Raw genomic sequence first — 17,958 nt, 5'->3', positions numbered from 1 at the left:
AGTGGTATCACAACTCAGAGGACCTTTTGCCGGAGGTCGAGAAGAGATGACTGTCTTTCCTGCGCGTTCGGGTGCACCAGTGCAGCGAGCCGTTCCTCGCCAGCGGGCTCTGCCCACCAATAGCGAGAAGTCGCCACCGTCGTCGCCGGGAGGGCTGGCCGCGGTCCGCCCCACCGCGATGGAGTGGGCCCGCCGTCGCCGGGCCGAGCGGGACGCCCGTCGCGTCGAAGCCGCCGGGGCCCGCGCGCTGAACCGCCTCGACCACCTGGGGCCGTCGTGGCACGTGGTGGATTGGCCGCGGACCGACTCCCCCGAGGCGCAGATCTTCGACACCGACCGCAGCCACGACGACCGGGCGGGTTTCCTCGCGATCGGTCCGAGCGGCCTGTTCGCGGTCACCATCGCCGATCACGGGCGGTCCCGGGTGATGGTCGCCGGTGACGTGGTGCAGATCAACGGCAAGCGGCCGACCTACGTCGGCCAGGCCCGGCGGGACGCGAAGCGGGCCAGCAAGGCCATGTCGGCGGCGACCGGGCACACCATTCCGGTCACCCCCGTGCTGACCTTCGTCGGTTCCGGGGTCATCAGTGTCTACGGCCTGCCCAAGGACTGCCTCGTGGCCACCCACCGTGAACTGGACCGCCTGTTGGTCGCCGGCGGCAGCCGGATCAGCGCCGCGACGGCCGAGAAGTTGTCCACGGTCGCCCGGCACCCATCGACCTGGCTGAACGCGCCCTACCGGTCCGCCGCCGACTACCGGTGGTACGAGGGCGGCCGAACGGCCGCTGACAAGAGCGCGGCGCGCCGGTAACGTCTGCGCCAACACCACCCGCGCCCATCGATCGGACTCGAAGCGCTGGCCTGCCTGCGGCAGCCACGGTGACCTCCCCCGCCGCGGTTGCTCCGGGCAGGCACGGGTCGGCGGGAGTGTCACGATCGGCTAACGTTGCGGGTCGGTTGACTCCGCGGATCCGCCTACGGCTGATTCGGCGAGGTGATCCGGCAAGGTGCATGGGAGGCGCGGTGGCACACGTCGAGCTCGAGCTGACCGAGGCGTTGACGCCATCCAGCCGCACACCGGCCGAGCTGGCGGTCGACGACAGTCTCCGGCTCTGGTCGGCGACCGTGTCGCACGCGGCAGAACCGTGCCTGGTCATCGACCTGGAAACGACCATCACCGCCGTCTCCAGGTCGTGTTGCGACCTGCTCGGGCTCGGCACACCGGCCGAGACGGTCGGGCTCGCGCTGCTCGACGGCAGGCTGCGACTGGTCGACTTCACCGCGGCCCGGGGTGAGCTGACCGAGACCGAGATCGACAAGATCCCGCCGCTGCTCGCGCTGACCTCCGGCCGGCTGGCCCGTGGTCTGCTGCGCGTGCAGTCCGACAGCTCGGGCGAGAACGTCGCGACCGTCGACGCGATCGCGACTCCACTGTCGGTCGGCGGAGCGGTCGCCGGTTCACTCACCTTCTTCTCGCCGGTCTGACCAGCGTCCGCACACCACGCCTGAGGCGACGAGTGTGGCGATCACCGCATCGCCACGGAGTTGGGAGCGGGCCCGGTGGACCGTAGTGTTCCCATCATGCTGGACCTGGACCTGCTGCCGGACGAATACGCGGTGTGTCGGTTGCCGGCCGGGTCATCGCTGCCTGCCGATCTGGTCGGCGGGCCGGACGGCGGCGTCGTGTCGGTGACCTGGACCGCCGACGAGGTTTCCATCATCTGCCGGGCAGACCTGGTGCCGGCCGAGGCGACCGCCGAGACCCCGTGGCGCTGCTTCCGGGTCGTCGGCCCGCTCGATCTCGCGCTGACCGGGATCCTCGCGTCCCTGGTCACCCCGCTGGCCGACGCCCGGGTCAACATCCTCGCCTTCTCGACGTACGACACCGACTACCTGCTGGTGCCGTCCGTACGGCTCGCCGAGGCGCTGGCCACGCTCACCCACACCGGACACCGCATCGCAACCTGATCTTCCCGTCGCGTGCACCTACCGCCTACCATGGGCTCGGCCCCCGCCCCACACAATGACGTCCGCCTATGTCAAGGAACCGGTCCGTGCCCCGCGTGCCGCGCCTCACCGCCACCCTGGCCTGCGTGCTGGCCGGCACCGTGCTGCTGACTGGCTGCGGCACCCCGCCGGAGCTGCGGCCCCCTCCGGGCGTACCGGTGCCGACACCGTCCACCCCGACCGGCCCCCCGGGTGCCGACGGCAGCCGACCACCGGTGGAGTCGACCACCCCGCCCACCCCGGGCAGCCCGGTCCCGCCGACCGTCACACCGTCGCCGACGTACGGCGGATTCACGGCGGTGAACTGCGCCGGCAACCCGTCCGGCGCCCAGGTGACCGACCTGCTGCGCCGGTCGCCCGGACTGCTGCGCGCCAACGCCACCCTGCGGGTGCTGCGGGAGCCCGTCTGCGCCGGCACCTGGCAGTACACGGTGGTGGAGGTGACCGTCCCGGGCCGGGGCGGCTCCCCGATGCAGGTCGTCTCCACCGGGCGGGCGGCCAGTCTGATCCTGGTCACGGCCGGCAGCGACGTGTGCAATGCGCAGGTACGGGCGACCGCACCGGCCGGCATCCGTACCCTGGCCTGCGACGCGGGAACGCCACCGCTGACGGGTGCGTAGGCTGGGCCCATGCCGGGAACACCACCGACCCGTTTCGTCTACCTCGGCCCGCAGGGCACCTTCGCCGAGCAGGCCCTCCGCACGATTCCGGCCGCCGAACGCGGTGATCGTACGCCGGCCCGCAGCGTGCCGGAGGCGCTCGACGCCGTACGTGCCGGGGACGCCGACGCGGCGCTCGTACCGCTGGAGAACTCCATCGGCGGCGCCGTCGGCGTGACGTTCGACGAACTCGCCGGCGGAAGCCCACTGGTGATCACCCGCGAGGTGGTGCTGCCGGTCGAGTTCGTGCTGGCCGCGCGGGCGGGCGTGAGTCTCGACCGGGTACGCACCATCGCCGCGCACCCGCAGGCGTCGACCCAGTGCCGCGGCTGGCTGCACGACCACCTGCCGGACGCGCAGGTCGTCGACGTGCTTTCGAACGGGGCCGCCGCCGCGGGTGCCGCCGACGGCTCCTACGACGCGGCGATCTGCGCGCCGATCGGGGCCGCCGGACACCGGCTGGCCGTGCTCGCCGACAAGATCGCCGATCACAGCGACGCGGTGACCCGCTTCGTGCTCGTCTCCCGCCCCGGCCCGCCGCCGCCACCGACCGGCGACGACGTGACCTCGCTGGCCGTCTACATCGCCCACGACCGGGTGGGCGCGCTGCTCGCGGTGCTGATGGAACTGGCCGTACGCGGCGTCAACATGACCCGGATCGAGTCCCGGCCGACCGGCGAGGCCCTCGGCCGGTACGCGTTCTTCCTCGACTGCACCGGGCACGTCGCCGAGAACCGGTTCGGTGAGGCGTTGCAGGGCCTGCGGCGGATCTGCGCGGAGGTCCGGTTCCTCGGGTCGTACCCCCGGCACCGCTTCCCGACGACGGCGGACGAGCGACCGGTCCCGGCGCCGGCCGGTCAGTCGGACACCGACTACGCCGACGCCGCGGCCTGGCTCGCCCGACTACGGTCGGGCGAGCTGACCTGAATCACGTCGCGGTGTGGGGCGCCCGTCAGCCGAACATGCCGCCGCCGGACTGCTGGCCGGCCCCCCGGACCGGCGCCTCCTCCGACGGCTGCACGATCACGAAGCCCTGACCGGCGAAGCTCATCGTGAACGCCTCACCCGTGGTACGGCCGATCAGGTTGCCGCCGAGACCGGTCTGGTCGGCGCGGTGAAAGCCGGTCTGGAGGCTCGCCGACCAGCAGACCGCCGCCTGCGGGTCGACGTACGTGGGCTGGTTGGGGGCGACGTTGAGCACCAGCGGGTCGCCCTTGGTGGTCACCGCGATCCGGCCGTGTCCGGTGAAGACGCAGTTGAACAGCCCGGCGGAGGAGAGCATCCCCATGCCGCTGACCATCTTGATCTCGTACGACAGGGTGGAGTCGAAGGCGAGCACGCTGGACCCGTTGATGGACAGGGCATCGCCGGGCTCCAGGTCGATCAGGTGGATGTTCGACGCCAGGTCGGCGAGGTAGACCTCGCCCCGTCCGGTCAGCTTCATCAGCGGCACGCCCTCGCCGGTGAGCCTCTTCTTGATGAAGTTGCCGACGCCGCCGGACCCGAGGGCCTTGAACTCGACCTGCCCCTGGTAGGCGACCATCGCGCCGGTGCGGGCCATCACCTCGCCGTTCAGCGACACCTTGAGCATCTTGTGGTTCTGCAGGCTCATGCCGGGCTGGCCCGACGCCTTTTCCAGGTTTTCCGCGGAGAACAGCGCGCTGCGCATGAGGGTTCCTCCTGGTCAGGGTTTTCTGAGCCGAGCGTAGGCAGCACCGGCAAGCAACTTCCCGGCGGGGCGGCGAAGCGGCTGGCGGCTCAGCCCCAGCCGAGTTCGTGCAACCGGTCGTCGTCGATGCCGAAGTGGTGGGCGATCTCGTGGACGACGGTCACCGCGACCTCTTCGACGACGTCGTCGTCGTTGTCGCAGATCCGCAGGATCGGGTTGCGGTAGATGGTGATCCGGTCCGGCAGCACGCCGCCGTAGTCCCAGCCGCGGCTGGTCAGCGCGTGGCCCTCGTAGAGTCCCAGCAGCTCGGGTTCACCGGGCGGCGTGTCGTCCTCGACGAGGATGACGACGTTGCTCATCAGACCGAGCAGTTCCTCGGGCACCTCGTCGAGGGCTTCGGAAACCAGTTCCTCGAAACGCTCGCGGCTCATCTCGACCGGCACGGACCCCATTGTGCCTGCCGGGCCGCGACCGTGTGCTCCCGGTGATCAGCAAACCGCCCTGACCACCGGGAGGGCCGGTCAGGACAGGCGCGCGGACAGGGTGATCTCGGCGCCGGGCGAGAGCAGGCGGGAGATCGGGCAGTTGGCCTTCGCCGCCTCGGCCAGCTTGGTGAACTCGGACTCGTCGATGCCGGGCACGTCGCCGACCGTCTCCAGGTCGATGCGGGTGACGGTCATGCCGGCCTCGGTCTTGTCGAAGTGGACCTTCGCGGTCGTCTCGACCGAGGTGGGGGTGTGACCGGCGTCGGCCAGCCCCTTGGAGAAGGCCATCGAGAAGCACCCGGCGTGGGCGGCGCCGATCAGCTCCTCGGGGTTGGTGCCCTCACCCTCCTCGAAGCGGGATTTGAAAGAATAGTTCCCTTCGTAGCCGCCCTTACCGGTGCGGATCGTGCCGGAACCCTCGGTGAGATTCCCCTGCCAGCGGGCGGCTGCGGTGCGAATAGGCATGAACACGACGCTAGCCCAAACGATCCGGTGATGCGACGATGCGGACGAACCACCGCGCCGACGCGGGAAGGCGAACGCATGTCCCACGATTCCTCGACGCCGCCGACCGACGACCACCGGGCCGCCCCGGCCGTCGCGCAGTGGGGGGACGACGAGCCGACCGGCGGCAGCCGCGTCAGCCGACTGCTCACCGCCCTCGGGCGGGATCACCGGCTCGCCCCCGTCGTCGGCGGGCTGAGCCTGTTGGCCGTCTTCGCCTCGTTCGCCGGCGAGTGGGTCGTCGCCACCCTGGACATCGGAGGAATCGGCAGCGAGCCGCTGGTCCTCACCGCCGGACTGGTCCGGATGGACGCCATCGGCGCCGGATACCTCCTGGGTGTCTTCGTGGTCGTCGGCTGCGCCGCGCTGGCCCTCTTCGGCGACGGCCCGGTGCGCCACAACGCCCGGGTCGTCGGTTTCGCCGCCGGCGGCACCACCCTCGCCGTCCTGGTCGCCGCCACGACCGTCGGCGAGCAGGCGGTGGACCGCTCCTACTTCGCACCCCAGGGATCCATCGAGGTCGAGCAGGGGCGCGGGCTGGTGATGGCGTTCGTCGGCACCCTCGGGCTGCTGCTCACCCTCTACCTGATCGGGCGGCTCGCGCCCGTCGTCGTACGTCCGGCGCCGGCCCGCGACGACCGGAACGACGCCCCGGCCGAGCCCGCACCCGGCCCGGTCGGCGACTGGCCCTGGCGCCGCCCCCGCCGGTCGCCGGAGCCGGCCGATCCCGACGCGCCCATGATCGACGTAACGGTCGCCCCGGCCGCGCCGTTCATCCGCCCGGACCGCGGCGAACCCCGCTGACCGGCCGCGACACGCGTCGACCGGCACGGGGGTCCGCCACCGACGTCGCGGCCCTCAGCCGCGCCACGGACATATCCCGGTGAGCGCATCGGCGGACACCGGTAGGCTCAGCACCCGTGATTGATCTGCGCCTGCTCCGCGACGACCCCGATGCCGTACGAGCCAGCCAGCGGATTCGCGGCGAGTCCGAGTCGGCGGTCGACGATCTGCTGCGCGCCGACGAGGAGCGTCGCGCCGCCGTGCAGCGGTTCGAGGCGCTGCGGGCCGAGCAGAAGCAGCTCGGCAAGCAGATGCCGAAGGCCACCGGCGACGAGAAGGCGGCGCTGCTGGCGCGGACGAAGGAGCTTTCCGCCGAGGTGAAGGCGGCCGAGGCCGCCGCCGGCCAGGCCGAGCAGGAGCTGCGCCGGGCACACCTCGCGATCCCCAACATCGTGCAGGAGGGCGCGCCGGCCGGTGGCGAGGACGACTTCGTCGTACTGCGTGAGGTCGGCGAGCGGCCGCAGCTGGCGAATCCGCGCGACCATCTCGAGCTGGGCGAGGCGCTGCGCGCCATCGACGTCGAGCGTGGCGCCAAGGTGTCGGGCAGCCGGTTCTACTACCTGACCGGGGTCGGGGCGCTGCTCCAGCTCGGCCTGCTCCAGCTCGCGATCGCCCAGTCGGTCGAATACGGCTTCACCCCGGCGATCCCACCGGTGCTGGTCAAGCCGGAGTCGATGGAGGGGACCGGGTTCCTCGGCGCACACGCCAGCGAGGTCTACCGGCTGGAGGCCGACGACCTCTTCCTGGTCGGCACCAGCGAGGTGCCGCTGGCCGCCTACCACTCGGGCGAGATCCTGCCGCTCGACGGGCCGCTGCGCTACGCCGGCTGGTCGTCGTGCTTCCGCCGTGAGGCCGGCTCCTACGGCAAGGACGTACGCGGCATCCTGCGGGTGCACCAGTTCGACAAGGTGGAGATGTTCTCCTACTGCCGGCCCGAGGAGGCCGCCGCCGAGCACCTGCGCCTGCTGGCGTGGGAGGAGGAGATGCTCGCCAAGGTCGAGGTGCCCTACCGGGTCATCGACGTGGCAGCCGGCGACCTGGGCAGCAGCGCGGCCCGCAAATACGACTGCGAGGCGTGGGTGCCGTCGCAGGGTCGCTACCGCGAGGTGACCTCGACCTCGAACTGCACGACCTTCCAGGCCCGGCGGCTCAACATCCGCTACCGCGACGAGGACGGCCGCCCGCAGATGGTGGCGACGCTCAACGGCACCCTGGCCACCACCCGCTGGCTCATCCCGATCCTGGAGAACCACCAGCAGCCGGACGGCTCGGTGCGGGTGCCCAAGGCACTCCAGCCGTACGTGGGTGGGAAGGACGTACTCGAACCTCGGTGACGTGCGCAGTTGATCCGTACTTCGCCAAGAAGTCATGGCTGCGTCGCGGAGCGCGAGGTACGGTTGCTGCCCCGCCGTCGCAGGACGGATCCGCCCGGAGCCACGCCTGCGAAGGGCCGGTCCAGGCCCCCGGCGGTGAAGGAGGAGCCATGCCGCGACCTGGGCTGCCGAAACTGATCGCCACCGACCTCGACGGGACGCTCGTCCGCAGCGACGAGACAGTCTCCGCCTACACCCATGAGGTCCTCGACCGGGTACGCGCCGCCGGCATCCCGATCGTCGGGGCGACCGGTCGCGGCCCGCGGCTGACCGAACTGACCCGCAACGACATCCGCGCCGCGGACTACCTGGTGATGGCCGGTGGTGGCCGGGTCGTCGACCAGGTCGACCCGACCAGTCCGGTCGTGCTCCGCGACGAGCGGCTCAGCGGTGCCGTGCTCACCGAACTCCTCGTCGCACTGGAAAACGCGGTCGGCCCGCTGACCGTGATGGTGGAGGCGCTCGACGGCCACGAGGAGCCGTTGTGGGGCGACTTCGACCCCTCGTGGCCCTATCCGGAGCGGTTCGAGGCCCGCAGCCGGGCCGAGTGCCTGTCCGTCGACGTGATCAAGGCGTTCGCGCGTACCGCCGATCACGACGTCGACGTGCTGCTCGACGCCGCCCGGCGGGTCATCCCGGTGACCCACGCCACCGTCACCCAGGCCGGCCTGGGCTTCATCGAGATCCTGCCACCCGGTGTCGACAAGGCCAGCGGCCTGTCGGTGGTCGCCGACGCGCTCGGCGTCGACCCGGCCGAGGTGCTGGTCTTCGGCGACATGCCCAACGACCTGCCGATGTTCGAATGGGCCGGCTGGGGCCGGGTCGCGGTGTCGAACGCCCACCCGACCGTACGGCGGGCGGCCGACGAGGTCGCGCTGCGCAACGACGACGACGGGGTGGCCGTCTACCTGGACCGGCTACTGTCCCGTTGATGGGAAAGCTGCCCCGGCTGATCGCCACCGACCTCGACGGCACGCTGCTCCGCGCGGACCGCACGATCAGCGCCCGCACCGTCGAGGTGCTGGAGCGGATGTCGGCCGCGGGCAGCCGGGTCGTGGCGGTCACCGGGCGTCCGGTGCGCTGGCTGGCTGTGGTCTTCGCGCAGCTCGACGCCCCACTGCCGGCGGTCTGCGCGAACGGCGCGGTGGTCTACGACCCGGTCGGCGACGAGATCCTGCGCGCCGATCCGCTCGCCCCGGCCCTGCTGGCCGAGGTGGTCGACCGGCTGCGGGCCGAGATTCCCGGGGTGATGTTCGCGGTCGAGATCGAGGACGGCCGGCGGATGGTCCACGAGGCGGCCTGGCCGACGCTGTGGGAGGACGGCGACCCGATGATCCGCCTGGCCGACCTGCCCGACGACCTGCTGGCCGCGCCGGCGGTGAAGCTGCTCGCCCGGGCCAGCGCACACCAGGATCCGGATGCCTTCGCCAAGCTGGTCGCGGGTGCGCTCGCCGGATTGGCCGAAGCCACCCACTCGTCGCGTTCGGGACTGGTCGAGATCTCGGCGGCCGGCGTGACGAAGGCGGCCGGCCTGGCCTGGCTCTGCGCCCGCTACGGTGTCGCCGCCGACGAGGTGGTCGCGTTCGGCGACATGCCCAACGACGTACCCATGCTCACCTGGGCCGGCACGGCGGTCGCGGTGGCCAACGCCCATCCCGCCGTACGCCGGATCGCCGACCAGGTGACGCTGTCGCACGAGGAGGACGGCGTGGCCGCGTACCTGGAGAAGTTGCTCGCCGACGCGGACGCCGGCTGACCGGCCCGCCGCCGGCACCGGCCGGCGGCGGGCGGATCTGCTACAGGTACTGGCCGGTGCTGTGGCCGTCGGCCGGCGGGCCGCCGGGCATGCCCGGCATCATCTGGGCCCCGCCGGGTCCGACCGGCAGCGCCGCCCGGCCGCCCTGACGCATCTGCTCGAGCTGGAGGCGGGCCGCCATCTGCTGGGCGACCAGGGTCGCCTGGATGCCGTGGAAGAGCCCTTCCAACCAGCCGACGAGCTGGGCCTGCGCCACCCGCAGCTCGCCCTCGCTCGGGGTGGCGCCCTGCTCGAACGGCAGCGACAGCCGGTCCAGTTCCTCGCGCAGTTCGGGGGCCAGACCGTCCTTGAGTTCGGCGATCGAACGCTGGTGGATCTCCCGCAGTCGGTGCCGGCTGGCCTCGTCGAGCGGCGCGGCACGCACCTCCTCGAGAAGCTGCTTGATCATGCTGCCGACCCGCATCACCTTCGCCGGCTGCTCGATGAGACGGCCCGGGTCCTCCTCGCCCTCGCCGTCGGCCTCGACCGTGCCGACGGGCCGTCCGTCCGGTCCCACCACGACGACCGCAGAGGGCCGGCCGGCGGCCGGCCGGGTGGCCTCGTCCTTGTCCTCGGGGGTACGGGGCTCCTCGGTCATGCGGTTCCCTCGCTTCGCTCGGTCATGCGACATTTCGCTCCACCAGGCGCTCCCCTGCTTGCCGCCCGGGCGCGCCTGGCACGGTCATCACCCCATCTTCGCGCAGCGGCGGCAGACGACCCGGCGCGGGTGGGGCCGGTCCATGATCCTGGTGATCAGGGGCTGGATACCCCGACGCGCCGGTGACACCCGCGACGTACTCCCTGATCACGGGGACCATGGGGGGATGACCAGTGATCCGCGTTCCGTACTCAGCCGTCCGGCGCCGCCGCCGGACGCGACCGTCCGCTACGGCGGGCACCCCGACCAGGTCGCCGACGTACGGCTGCCGGCCGGGAGCGGCCCCGTCCGACCGCTCGTGGTGGTGGTCCACGGCGGGTTCTGGCGGGCCGAGTACGACCGCACCCACACCGGTCCGCTCGCCGCCGACCTGGCCGACCGGGGCTACCCGGTCGCTCAGCTGGAGTACCGGCGCACCGGACAGCCCGACGGAGGCTGGCCCACCACCCTCGACGACGTCGCGGCCGGCATCGACGCCCTGCCCCGGCTGGTCGCCGAACTCGGGGTCGCCGCCGGTGGGCCACCGATCCTGCTCGGTCATTCGGCCGGCGGGCATCTCGCCCTGTGGTACGCCGCCCGCAGTACCGCCGACCTGCGTGGGGTGGTGGCCCTCGCCCCGGTCGCCGACCTGGCAGAGGCGTACCGGCTCGATCTCGACGGCGGCGCGGTGGCGGATCTGCTCGGCGGTGGGCCGGACGAGGTGCCGGACCGCTACGCGTTGGCGGACCCGGCCGACCCGGCGCTGCCCGTGCCCGCGTCACGTTGCGTGATCATCCACGGTCTGGACGACGTCCAGGTGCCGATCGGGATCAGCCGACGGTACGCCGACCGGCTGACCCGGCGCGGCGCCGAGATCACCCTTGTCGAACTGCCCGAAGTCGAACATTTCGGAGTCATCGATCCGGCCTCCGCGGCCTGGCTCGAGGTCACAGCCGGGTTGCTGACCCTGCACTGACGATCAACTTGCATTGACGCAGCGTCGCGGGAGGGGTAGAACGCCGAAGGGGCCGTGCGCAGGCCAACGACCAAACGGGAGGCAGTCGCATGTCGCACCTGGATCGCCGACAGGTACTCAAACTCCTCACAGCGCTCGGCGCGGGTGGGTTTGTCACCGCTTGCGGTGTCGACAGCGACTCGGAGACGGGCGATCCGGTCAGCGACGTACCGGTCAAAATCGGTCTCGTGGCCCGCAGGCCGGCGGTTACAAGCCGATCGGTGACGAAATCGTCAACGGCTTCCAGCTCTTCCTCGACCTCAACGACCGGCGGCTCGGCGGCCACCCGGCCGAACTCCTGATCGTCGACGAGGGCGAGACCCCGGAGTCCGGGCGGACGGCGGTCGAAGGGCTGCTCCAGCAGAACGTGATCGCCCTCACCGGGGTGGCCAACTCGTCGGTGATGCTCGGCATCCGGGACGTCGTCGAGCAGGCCCGGGTGCCACTCATCGGCTCCGACGCCTCCCCGTCGACCATGCAGGGCGTCGTCTACATCTGGCGCACCTCGTACGTCAACGACGAACCCGGCCGGGCGCTCGGGCCGTACGTGGCCACCCAGGTGCCCGGTGGCGGCCGGGTGGTGATGATCGCACCGGACTACCCCGCCGGCCGGGACGCCGTCGCCGGCTTCCGGGAGGGGTTCGGCGCCTCCGACCCGCGCATCTCGTCACCGGTGATCTGGACCGAGTTCAACACCAGTCCGGGCCGGGACTTCTTCGCGGCCGAGATCGGGCAACTCCGGGCGCTGAACCCGGAGGCGGTGTTCTGCTTCTACGCCGGCAACGCGGCCGTCGAATTCATCAAGCAGCTACGCGCCGCCGGCTACCGCAAGGTCGTCTACGCCCCGGGCTTCCTCACCGAGGGAACCGTGCTGGACGAGCTGGGTACGGACGCGGAGAACATCTTCACCGCGCTCAACTACTCGGCGGACATCAACAACGCCGCCAACCGGCGGTTCGCGTCGGCCTACCGCAAGCGCCACGGGTCGTCGCCGACCACCTACGCGATGGCGTCGTACGACGCGGCGCAGGTGCTCGACAAGGCCATCCGGCTGGTCGGTGACGACCTGAACCCGCAGCAGGTCAACCTGGCGCTCGGCCGGGTCGGCCAGATCGACAGCCCGCGCGGCCCGTGGCAGTTCAACCAGCCGCGCACCCCGCAACAGATGTGGTATCTGCGTGAGGTGCGCCGCGACGGTCAGGTGCTGTCGAACGTGCTGATCACCGAGCTGGCGACGCTGGGCTGAGGGTTCGGCGGCGCCGGACGGGGCAGGGGCCGGGTCAGGGGCGCAGCTCGGCGACACAGCACTTGATGCTGCCGCCGCCCTTCTTCAGCTCGGCGAGCTCGACCGGCACCGGCTGGTAGCCGGCGGCGGCCAACCGCTCGGCCAGGCCGGTCGCCTCGGCGGGCAGCACCACGTTCCGCCCGTCGCTGACCAGGTTGAGGCCGAAGGCCAGCGCGTCGGCGTCCGCGGCGACAACCGCGTCCGGGAAGAGCTGGCGCAGCACCGCCTGCGAGGCCGACGAGAACGCCGTCGGAAAGTAGGCGATGTTGGTGTCGTCGATCGACGCGAGTGCCGTGTCGAGGTGGTAGAAGCGCGGGTCGGTCAGGTGCAGCGACACCACGGGACGGCCGAGCACCTCCTGCGCCTCGGCGTGCGCGGCCGGGTCGGTCCGGTAGCCGTAGCCGGCCAGCACGAGGCCGCCGTACGCCGCGGGCAGGTAGGCGAAGTCGCCCTCCCCCTCGTTGGTCTCGCTCGGCGCGACGTACCGCCAGCCGAGCCGCTCGTAGAACGCCCGGTGCAGGGCGGCCTCGGGGGTGCGCTGCGGATGCTTGAACCGGGCCCCGTAGACGGTCCCCTCGACGCTGAACGCCCCGTTGGCGGCGAAGACCATGTCCCGCAGGCCCGGCTCGGGCGGCAGGATGTGCACCTCGTGACCGAGGGAGACCAGTGTTTCGCGCAGCCCGGTCCACTGTTTCAGGGCCAGTTCGGCGTCGACCGGCGTGCCGGTGTCCATCCACGGGTTGATGGCGTATTCCACCGCGAAGTGCTCAGGCGGGCAGACGAGGTATGTCCGCTTCCGAGGCATCCGATGCTGGGTCACGGAAACCAAGGGTAGGTACGCTGTTACGCCGATAACAGCCGCGAATGTTGCTTCCGAGGAGCGAAACATTGCAGATGGACAGCGTTGACCAGCGGATCGTTGCGTCGCTGGTGGCTGACGCGCGGGCGTCGTACGCGGAGATCGGAACCCGCGTCTCGCTGTCCGCGCCGGCGGTGAAACGGCGGGTCGACCGACTCCGATCGGCTGGGGTGATCAAGGGATTCACCGCCGTCGTCGACCCGGCGGCGGTCGGGTGGACGACCGAGGCGTTCGTGGAGCTCTTCTGCACCGGCCGGACCACCCCCGCCCAACTCACCGTCGCGACCCGCCGGCATCCCGAGGTGGTCGGCGCGTACACGGTCTCCGGCGAGGCCGACGCGCTCGTACACCTGCGGGCGGCCGACATCGCCCACCTGGAGCAGGCCCTCGAACGGCTGCGGGCCGAGCCGTTCGTCACCTCGACCCGGAGCATGATCGTGCTGTCCCGGCTGGTCGACTCGCCCGCCGTGGTGCCCGGCACGTCAGCCTGAAAAAGTCGGGAACGGCGCGCTCTCCGGCAACGTCGAACCCGCATGACACCACAGGGCCGGGTCCGCCGGCGGTCGGCCACCGCCGCCACCGGCGTGCTCGTCGGCCTTGTGCTGGCCGGGTGTACGTCCGCACCACAGCGACCGGCCCCCGTCGACCCGGGCGTGCCCGGCGGCGGATTCCGGCTCGTCGCGTTCGACTCCTGCGCCGAGGCGCTGAAGGGACTACGGACGGCCGCGCGGGCGTACGTCGGTCCCTGGGGTTTCGGCGGTCCCGGCCGGGCGGACCTGACCGGTGGCGGCGCCGTACCCGCCATGGCCGAGCGGGCCGCCCCCGGTGCCGGGGCACCGGACGCCGCGCCGACCTTCTCGGGTACGAACACGCACGAGGCCGGGGTCGACGAACCCGACCTGGTCAAGACCGACGGCCGGCGGATCGTCACGGTCAACGGCGGCGTGCTGCACGTCGTCGACCCGGCGACCCGCCAGGTCACCGGCCGGCTCGACCTCGGCACCTCCACCGACGACGCGGTCCGGTGGGCCGACGTCAGCCTGCTGCTGCACGGCGATCGGGCGTTGGTCCTGGTGTCGCCGCAGTGGGCCGCCCGCCCGGTCGGCATCGTCCCGGGTCGCCCCGGCCCGACCACCCCACTGCCGGAGGGTACGCCGACCGGCCCGCGCCTGGTCCTCGTCGACCTCGCCGGCCAGCCGAGGATGCTCGGCGACTACCGCATCGACGGCGGACTGGTCGACGCGCGCCAGGTCGGTGCCACCGCCCGCGTGGTGGTGCGCTCGGCACCCCGGCTCGAGTTCCCGTCGACCGACGAGGGATCCGACGCCGACCGGACCGCCGCCAACCAGGCGGTCGTCGACCGGGCCCCGATCGAGGACTGGTTGCCCCGCTGGGCGGTCACCGGCGCGGGCCGGACCAGCACCGGAACCGTCGACTGTGGACAGGTGACCAGGCCGGCGACGTACTCCGGCACCTCGATGGTGACCCTGCTCAGTTTCGACCTCGGGGCCACCACGCTCGACGACGGCTCACCGGTCACCGTCGTCGCCGACGGCGACACCGTCTACTCCAACGGCGCCAACCTCTACATCGCCAGCGACCAGCGGTGGCGGATGCTGCCGGCGCTCCAGGAACGGGACAGCGACCCGAAGCCCGAGGACCAGCGAACCGAGATCTACCAGTTCGACATCACCGGACCGGACCGGCCGCGCTACGTCACCGCCGCGTCGGTGCCCGGTTGGCTGATCAACCAGTACGCCATGTCGGAGTGGAACGGCCACCTGCGGGTCGCGACCACCAGCGGCCGGGACTGGGGGCTGCGACCGAAGTCCACCTCCTCGGTCCACGTGCTGCGGGCCGACGGCGGCACGCTGCGGGAGACCGGCCGGGTCACCGGACTCGGCCCGGGAGAGCGCATCTACGCCGTACGCTTCGTCGCCGGCACCGGATACGTGGTGACGTTCCGGGAGACCGACCCGCTCTACACCCTCGACCTGCGCAGCCCCGACCGGCCGAAGGTACTCGGCGAACTGAAGATCCCCGGATACTCCGCCTATCTGCACCCGGTCTCCGACGACCGGCTGCTCGGAATCGGGCAGGACGCCACCGAGGAGGGCCGGCGGCAGGGCACGCAGGTGTCGTTGTTCGACGTCGGCGACCTGGCCCGGCCGACCCGGCTCGCCCAGCACCACGTACGCCACGGCAACTCGGAGGCCGAGTTCGACCCGCACGCGTTCCTCTACTGGCCGGCGGAACGGCTGGTGGTGGTGCCGGTGACGGCGTACGACCCCGGCGGGCGGGGTGCCCCGGACACCGGGGCGCTGGCGCTGCGGGTGTCCGACGCCGGCTTCCAGCCGGTCGGCACCGTCCGCCACTCGCAATCCACATCGGACCACCTCGGGGCCGGCACGATCCGGCGCTCACTGGTGGTCGACGACGTGCTCTGGACCGTCTCCGGCGGCGGCCTGCAGGCCAACAGTCTGTCCACACTAGACACCCTGGCATGGGTGCCGACGACCTGAATCCCCTCCCCCGGATGGTGGGGCCCGGTCTCGGGGTTTCCGGGCTCCACCATCCGTCAGCCGGAGGTCACAGATACATCCCGGTACGGTGGGCGTCGCGCTGGGCCGGCTTGTCGGCGTCGCCGAAGAACCGTTTCCCACCGAACTCGCCGTGCAGCCGGTCGTCGAGTTCGTCGGCCAGCCCCATCATCACCTGCACCGCGAGCATCAGATGGGTGGCCTGGAAGTTGCGCCCGAAGACCGGGATCGACGCCCAGACGGTGTCGTTCACGCAGTACAGCCGGCCGATGGGCATCCGATTGGTCAGCTCGGACAGCTTGACGTAGAGCTGCTCTGTCGGCTCGACCTCGGTCAGCACCGGAGAGAAGACGTCGACGAGCGGCGGATTGTCGCGTACGCGTACGAAGACCATGGCCGAACCCGCGCGGATGCCGATGTCGCCGTCGGCGTCGACCTGCAACTCCTCCGGCGGCGTCTTGAGCAGGGTGGCGACGACGGTGCGGACCCGCTCGGCGAGATCGAGCTGCTCCTCGCTGGCCGGCACCGTGCTCGGTGCGTCGGCGAGGGCGTTGTCGAGGTGGAAGCCGTGGTCCTCGGGCCGCAACTCGTGCCGGGCGGTGCCCAGCGGGTCGGCGGGAATCGGCTCGTCTTCGGCATCGTGCACCAGATAGACGAGGAAGGCCGGATGCGGCGCGTGGTAGACGTCACGCAGAGTGCGGGAGACGGTGACCGCGAGGCTGCCGGCCTCGGCCCGGCTGGCCTGGATGCCGAACGAGTCACCGGATCCGTCGATCACACCGGGCGGCGACCAGCCGAGCGCGACCAGGTCGGCGACCGCGGTCCGGTCCATCCGGAAACCGGCGGGCAGGGCGGCGTTGCCGACGGCGAGCGCGCCGAGCCGGTCCTGCTCGTCGATCCGGATGCTGACCGAGTAGACGGCGTCGCCGGTGCCGGACGCGGTCGGGTCGAGGGTGAGATCGATCTGCGCACCGGCCGGCAGCGAACGCAACGAGTCGGCGAGCGCCTGCGCGAAGTCCTGCCACGCCTGCGTCACCTTGGCCCGCAGGTCGGCGGTGCTCGGATCGTCGAGCAGAATGTGCTCCGTCATGACATCTCCTCGCTTCGCTCGTCGTCGTCATGACGTAACCTGAGCCGGCCGATTCGCTCGCGCCGCTCGCTCATGACATCTCCCCGCTGCGCCCGCATCCGTGACGACGTAACCTGAGCCGGCCGATTCGCTCGCGCCGCTCGCTCATGATCGCCTCCGTCCGTCGTGCATACCCTACCCAGCGCGAGGGGCTGTCGACATGCCCTGTTTCCGGCCCTCGAAGGGCGGGTCGGGGGCTCAGCGGCGGTGCCGGTCGAAGAAGTCCCAGATGACCTCGTTCGCGTCGACGGCGGCCGGCGGATAGGCGGGCGACCCGGGCCAGGCGTGCCCCATGTCGGTGAGCACGTAATGGACGATCTCGCTGCCGTCGGCGCACCGCGCGGTGGTCCGCTCGACGGTACGGCCGGCGTCGACGAAGGTCGGGCGACCCGGCTCGCAGCCGAGGTTGTCGTGCCACCGCCCGATGCCGTCGATCATGCTGGCGTGAGACCGGTCCGACGTGCCGACGAAGGTGACCACGGGTACCGGGCGGGGCGGCTTGTAGCCCTTGTCGTCGTACGCCCGCCCGCCGGTGAAGCCGCCGCTGACCGGTGCGACTGCGGCGAAGATGTCGCTGCCCTCCACCGCCAGCTTCCAGGCCATGTTGGCGCCGGCGGAGAACCCGGTGACGTAGACCCGGGTCGGGTCGACGCCCCAGGTGGAAACGAGTTCGCCGACCAGGTGGCGGAGGAACCCGACGTCGTCGGCGTCGGTGCAGCAGCCGATGCCGTTCCAGGCCCGCTGCGGCGCGTTGGGGTAGGCGACCAGGAACCCGTGGCGGTCGGCGGTGGCGTCCAGCCGGCTCGTCTCCCGTACGGCGGCGGCGTTGCTCGGCCGCCCGTGCAGCACCACGACGAGCGGGGTGGCGCTGCCGGGGCGGTAGCCCGGCGGGGCGTGCAGGAGGGTGTCGCGGGTCTGGCCCTCCCAGGGCAGGTGGAGGGTGTGGTCGCCGGGAGCCGGTGCCGGCGGTGACGGCGGTGGGGTGGTGGTGGGCGTACCCGGTCGGGTCGCCGTCGCGGTGGTGGCCGGCGCGGCGGCCCCCGTCGGGGCGGTGGTCGGGTCGCCCGGGCCACCGCAGCCGGCCGCGCCGGCCGTGAGCACCGACACGTACGCGATGAGCCGCGCGATCCGTCGCATGGTGCCCTCCCGCTCTCTATG

19 protein-coding genes and 1 pseudogene are annotated in these 17,958 nt (G+C 71.8%); 13 read left to right on the top strand and 7 right to left on the bottom strand.

Features of this window, described 5'->3' with window-relative positions; all coding sequences use genetic code 11:
• Positions 1-46: 46 nt before the first annotated feature.
• From Prubr_RS12625 to pheA, 5 genes are all read left to right on the top strand, one after another.
• Positions 47-811 carry a hypothetical protein gene (locus Prubr_RS12625; RefSeq protein WP_212825106.1) on the top strand — a complete coding sequence of 255 codons (765 nt, stop codon included), beginning with the start codon at positions 47-49 and terminating at the stop codon, positions 809-811.
• 212 nt (positions 812-1,023) lie between these two features.
• A complete protein-coding gene (locus Prubr_RS12620; RefSeq protein WP_212825104.1) occupies positions 1,024-1,485 on the top strand; it encodes a PAS domain-containing protein in 462 nt (153 codons plus the stop codon).
• A gap of 96 nt (positions 1,486-1,581) precedes the next feature.
• Positions 1,582-1,968: an ACT domain-containing protein gene (locus tag Prubr_RS12615; protein WP_212825102.1), complete on the top strand. Its 387-nt coding sequence runs from the start codon at positions 1,582-1,584 to the stop codon at positions 1,966-1,968.
• Positions 1,969-2,054: 86 nt separating this feature from the next.
• A complete protein-coding gene (locus tag Prubr_RS12610; protein WP_246568615.1) occupies positions 2,055-2,627 on the top strand; it encodes a hypothetical protein in 573 nt (190 codons plus the stop codon).
• Between the two features lie 9 nt (positions 2,628-2,636).
• On the top strand, positions 2,637-3,593 hold the full coding sequence (pheA, locus tag Prubr_RS12605; RefSeq protein WP_212825100.1) for a prephenate dehydratase: 957 nt from the start codon (positions 2,637-2,639) through the stop codon (positions 3,591-3,593).
• 25 nt (positions 3,594-3,618) lie between these two features.
• Here pheA and Prubr_RS12600 read toward each other — a convergent pair whose 3' ends face one another.
• From Prubr_RS12600 to Prubr_RS12590, 3 genes are all read right to left on the bottom strand, one after another.
• Positions 3,619-4,335 carry an AIM24 family protein gene (locus Prubr_RS12600; RefSeq protein ID WP_212825098.1) on the bottom strand — a complete coding sequence of 239 codons (717 nt, stop codon included), beginning with the start codon at positions 4,333-4,335 and terminating at the stop codon, positions 3,619-3,621.
• A gap of 89 nt (positions 4,336-4,424) precedes the next feature.
• On the bottom strand, positions 4,425-4,787 hold the full coding sequence (locus tag Prubr_RS12595) for a metallopeptidase family protein (RefSeq protein WP_246568614.1): 363 nt from the start codon (positions 4,785-4,787) through the stop codon (positions 4,425-4,427).
• A 69-nt stretch (positions 4,788-4,856) separates the two neighbouring features.
• Positions 4,857-5,285 carry an OsmC family protein gene (locus Prubr_RS12590; protein WP_212825096.1) on the bottom strand — a complete coding sequence of 143 codons (429 nt, stop codon included), beginning with the start codon at positions 5,283-5,285 and terminating at the stop codon, positions 4,857-4,859.
• A 78-nt stretch (positions 5,286-5,363) separates the two neighbouring features.
• Between Prubr_RS12590 and Prubr_RS12585 the strand changes: the two genes are divergently transcribed.
• The 4 genes from Prubr_RS12585 to Prubr_RS12570 all read left to right on the top strand — a co-directional run bounded on the left by Prubr_RS12585 (position 5,364) and on the right by Prubr_RS12570 (position 9,296).
• On the top strand, positions 5,364-6,128 hold the full coding sequence (locus Prubr_RS12585; RefSeq protein ID WP_212825094.1) for a hypothetical protein: 765 nt from the start codon (positions 5,364-5,366) through the stop codon (positions 6,126-6,128).
• A 116-nt stretch (positions 6,129-6,244) separates the two neighbouring features.
• Positions 6,245-7,501: a serine--tRNA ligase gene (gene serS, locus Prubr_RS12580; RefSeq protein ID WP_212825092.1), complete on the top strand. Its 1,257-nt coding sequence runs from the start codon at positions 6,245-6,247 to the stop codon at positions 7,499-7,501.
• Positions 7,502-7,650: 149 nt separating this feature from the next.
• Positions 7,651-8,472, top strand: coding sequence for an HAD family hydrolase (locus Prubr_RS12575; protein WP_212825090.1), 822 nt, complete (start codon positions 7,651-7,653; stop codon positions 8,470-8,472).
• The gene (locus Prubr_RS12570) at positions 8,472-9,296 is read left to right on the top strand and encodes an HAD family hydrolase (RefSeq protein ID WP_212825088.1); all 825 of its coding nucleotides are present in this window, start codon (positions 8,472-8,474) and stop codon (positions 9,294-9,296) included. Before Prubr_RS12575 ends, Prubr_RS12570 begins: the two co-directional genes overlap by 1 nt.
• Before the next feature lie 40 nt (positions 9,297-9,336).
• Here Prubr_RS12570 and Prubr_RS12565 read toward each other — a convergent pair whose 3' ends face one another.
• Entirely contained in the window at positions 9,337-9,933 is a 597-nt protein-coding gene (locus tag Prubr_RS12565) for a bacterial proteasome activator family protein (protein ID WP_212825086.1), read from the bottom strand.
• Positions 9,934-10,159: 226 nt separating this feature from the next.
• Between Prubr_RS12565 and Prubr_RS12560 the strand changes: the two genes are divergently transcribed.
• Both Prubr_RS12560 and Prubr_RS12555 read left to right on the top strand, forming a co-directional pair.
• Positions 10,160-10,948, top strand: a complete 789-nt coding sequence (locus Prubr_RS12560) for an alpha/beta hydrolase family protein (RefSeq protein ID WP_212825084.1) — start codon at positions 10,160-10,162, stop codon at positions 10,946-10,948.
• A gap of 89 nt (positions 10,949-11,037) precedes the next feature.
• Positions 11,038-12,233 (top strand): annotated as a pseudogene (locus tag Prubr_RS12555) (ABC transporter substrate-binding protein).
• 34 nt (positions 12,234-12,267) lie between these two features.
• On the opposite strand, the gene ddaH reads toward Prubr_RS12555, so the two are convergent.
• Complete coding sequence (ddaH, locus tag Prubr_RS12550) at positions 12,268-13,101, bottom strand: dimethylargininase (protein ID WP_246568612.1); 834 nt, start codon at positions 13,099-13,101, stop codon at positions 12,268-12,270.
• Positions 13,102-13,160: 59 nt separating this feature from the next.
• Between ddaH and Prubr_RS12545 the strand changes: the two genes are divergently transcribed.
• Positions 13,161-13,622 carry an Lrp/AsnC family transcriptional regulator gene (locus tag Prubr_RS12545; protein ID WP_212825082.1) on the top strand — a complete coding sequence of 154 codons (462 nt, stop codon included), beginning with the start codon at positions 13,161-13,163 and terminating at the stop codon, positions 13,620-13,622.
• A 42-nt stretch (positions 13,623-13,664) separates the two neighbouring features.
• Positions 13,665-15,653, top strand: a complete 1,989-nt coding sequence (locus Prubr_RS12540; RefSeq protein ID WP_212825080.1) for a beta-propeller domain-containing protein — start codon at positions 13,665-13,667, stop codon at positions 15,651-15,653.
• Positions 15,654-15,720: 67 nt separating this feature from the next.
• On the opposite strand, the gene Prubr_RS12535 is transcribed toward Prubr_RS12540, so the two are convergent.
• Both Prubr_RS12535 and Prubr_RS12530 read right to left on the bottom strand, forming a co-directional pair.
• On the bottom strand, positions 15,721-16,761 hold the full coding sequence (locus tag Prubr_RS12535) for a T3SS (YopN, CesT) and YbjN peptide-binding chaperone 1 (protein ID WP_212825078.1): 1,041 nt from the start codon (positions 16,759-16,761) through the stop codon (positions 15,721-15,723).
• A gap of 237 nt (positions 16,762-16,998) precedes the next feature.
• Positions 16,999-17,937 carry an extracellular catalytic domain type 1 short-chain-length polyhydroxyalkanoate depolymerase gene (locus Prubr_RS12530; protein WP_212825076.1) on the bottom strand — a complete coding sequence of 313 codons (939 nt, stop codon included), beginning with the start codon at positions 17,935-17,937 and terminating at the stop codon, positions 16,999-17,001.
• Between the last annotated feature and the right edge of the window lie 21 nt (positions 17,938-17,958).

The sequence above is a fragment of the Polymorphospora rubra genome, from assembly GCF_018324255.1.
GTDB classification, from domain to species: Bacteria; Actinomycetota; Actinomycetes; order Mycobacteriales; family Micromonosporaceae; genus Polymorphospora; species Polymorphospora rubra.
The sequence above is the reverse complement of the archived record's forward strand: the minus strand, read 5'-3'. Positions and strand labels throughout refer to the sequence as shown.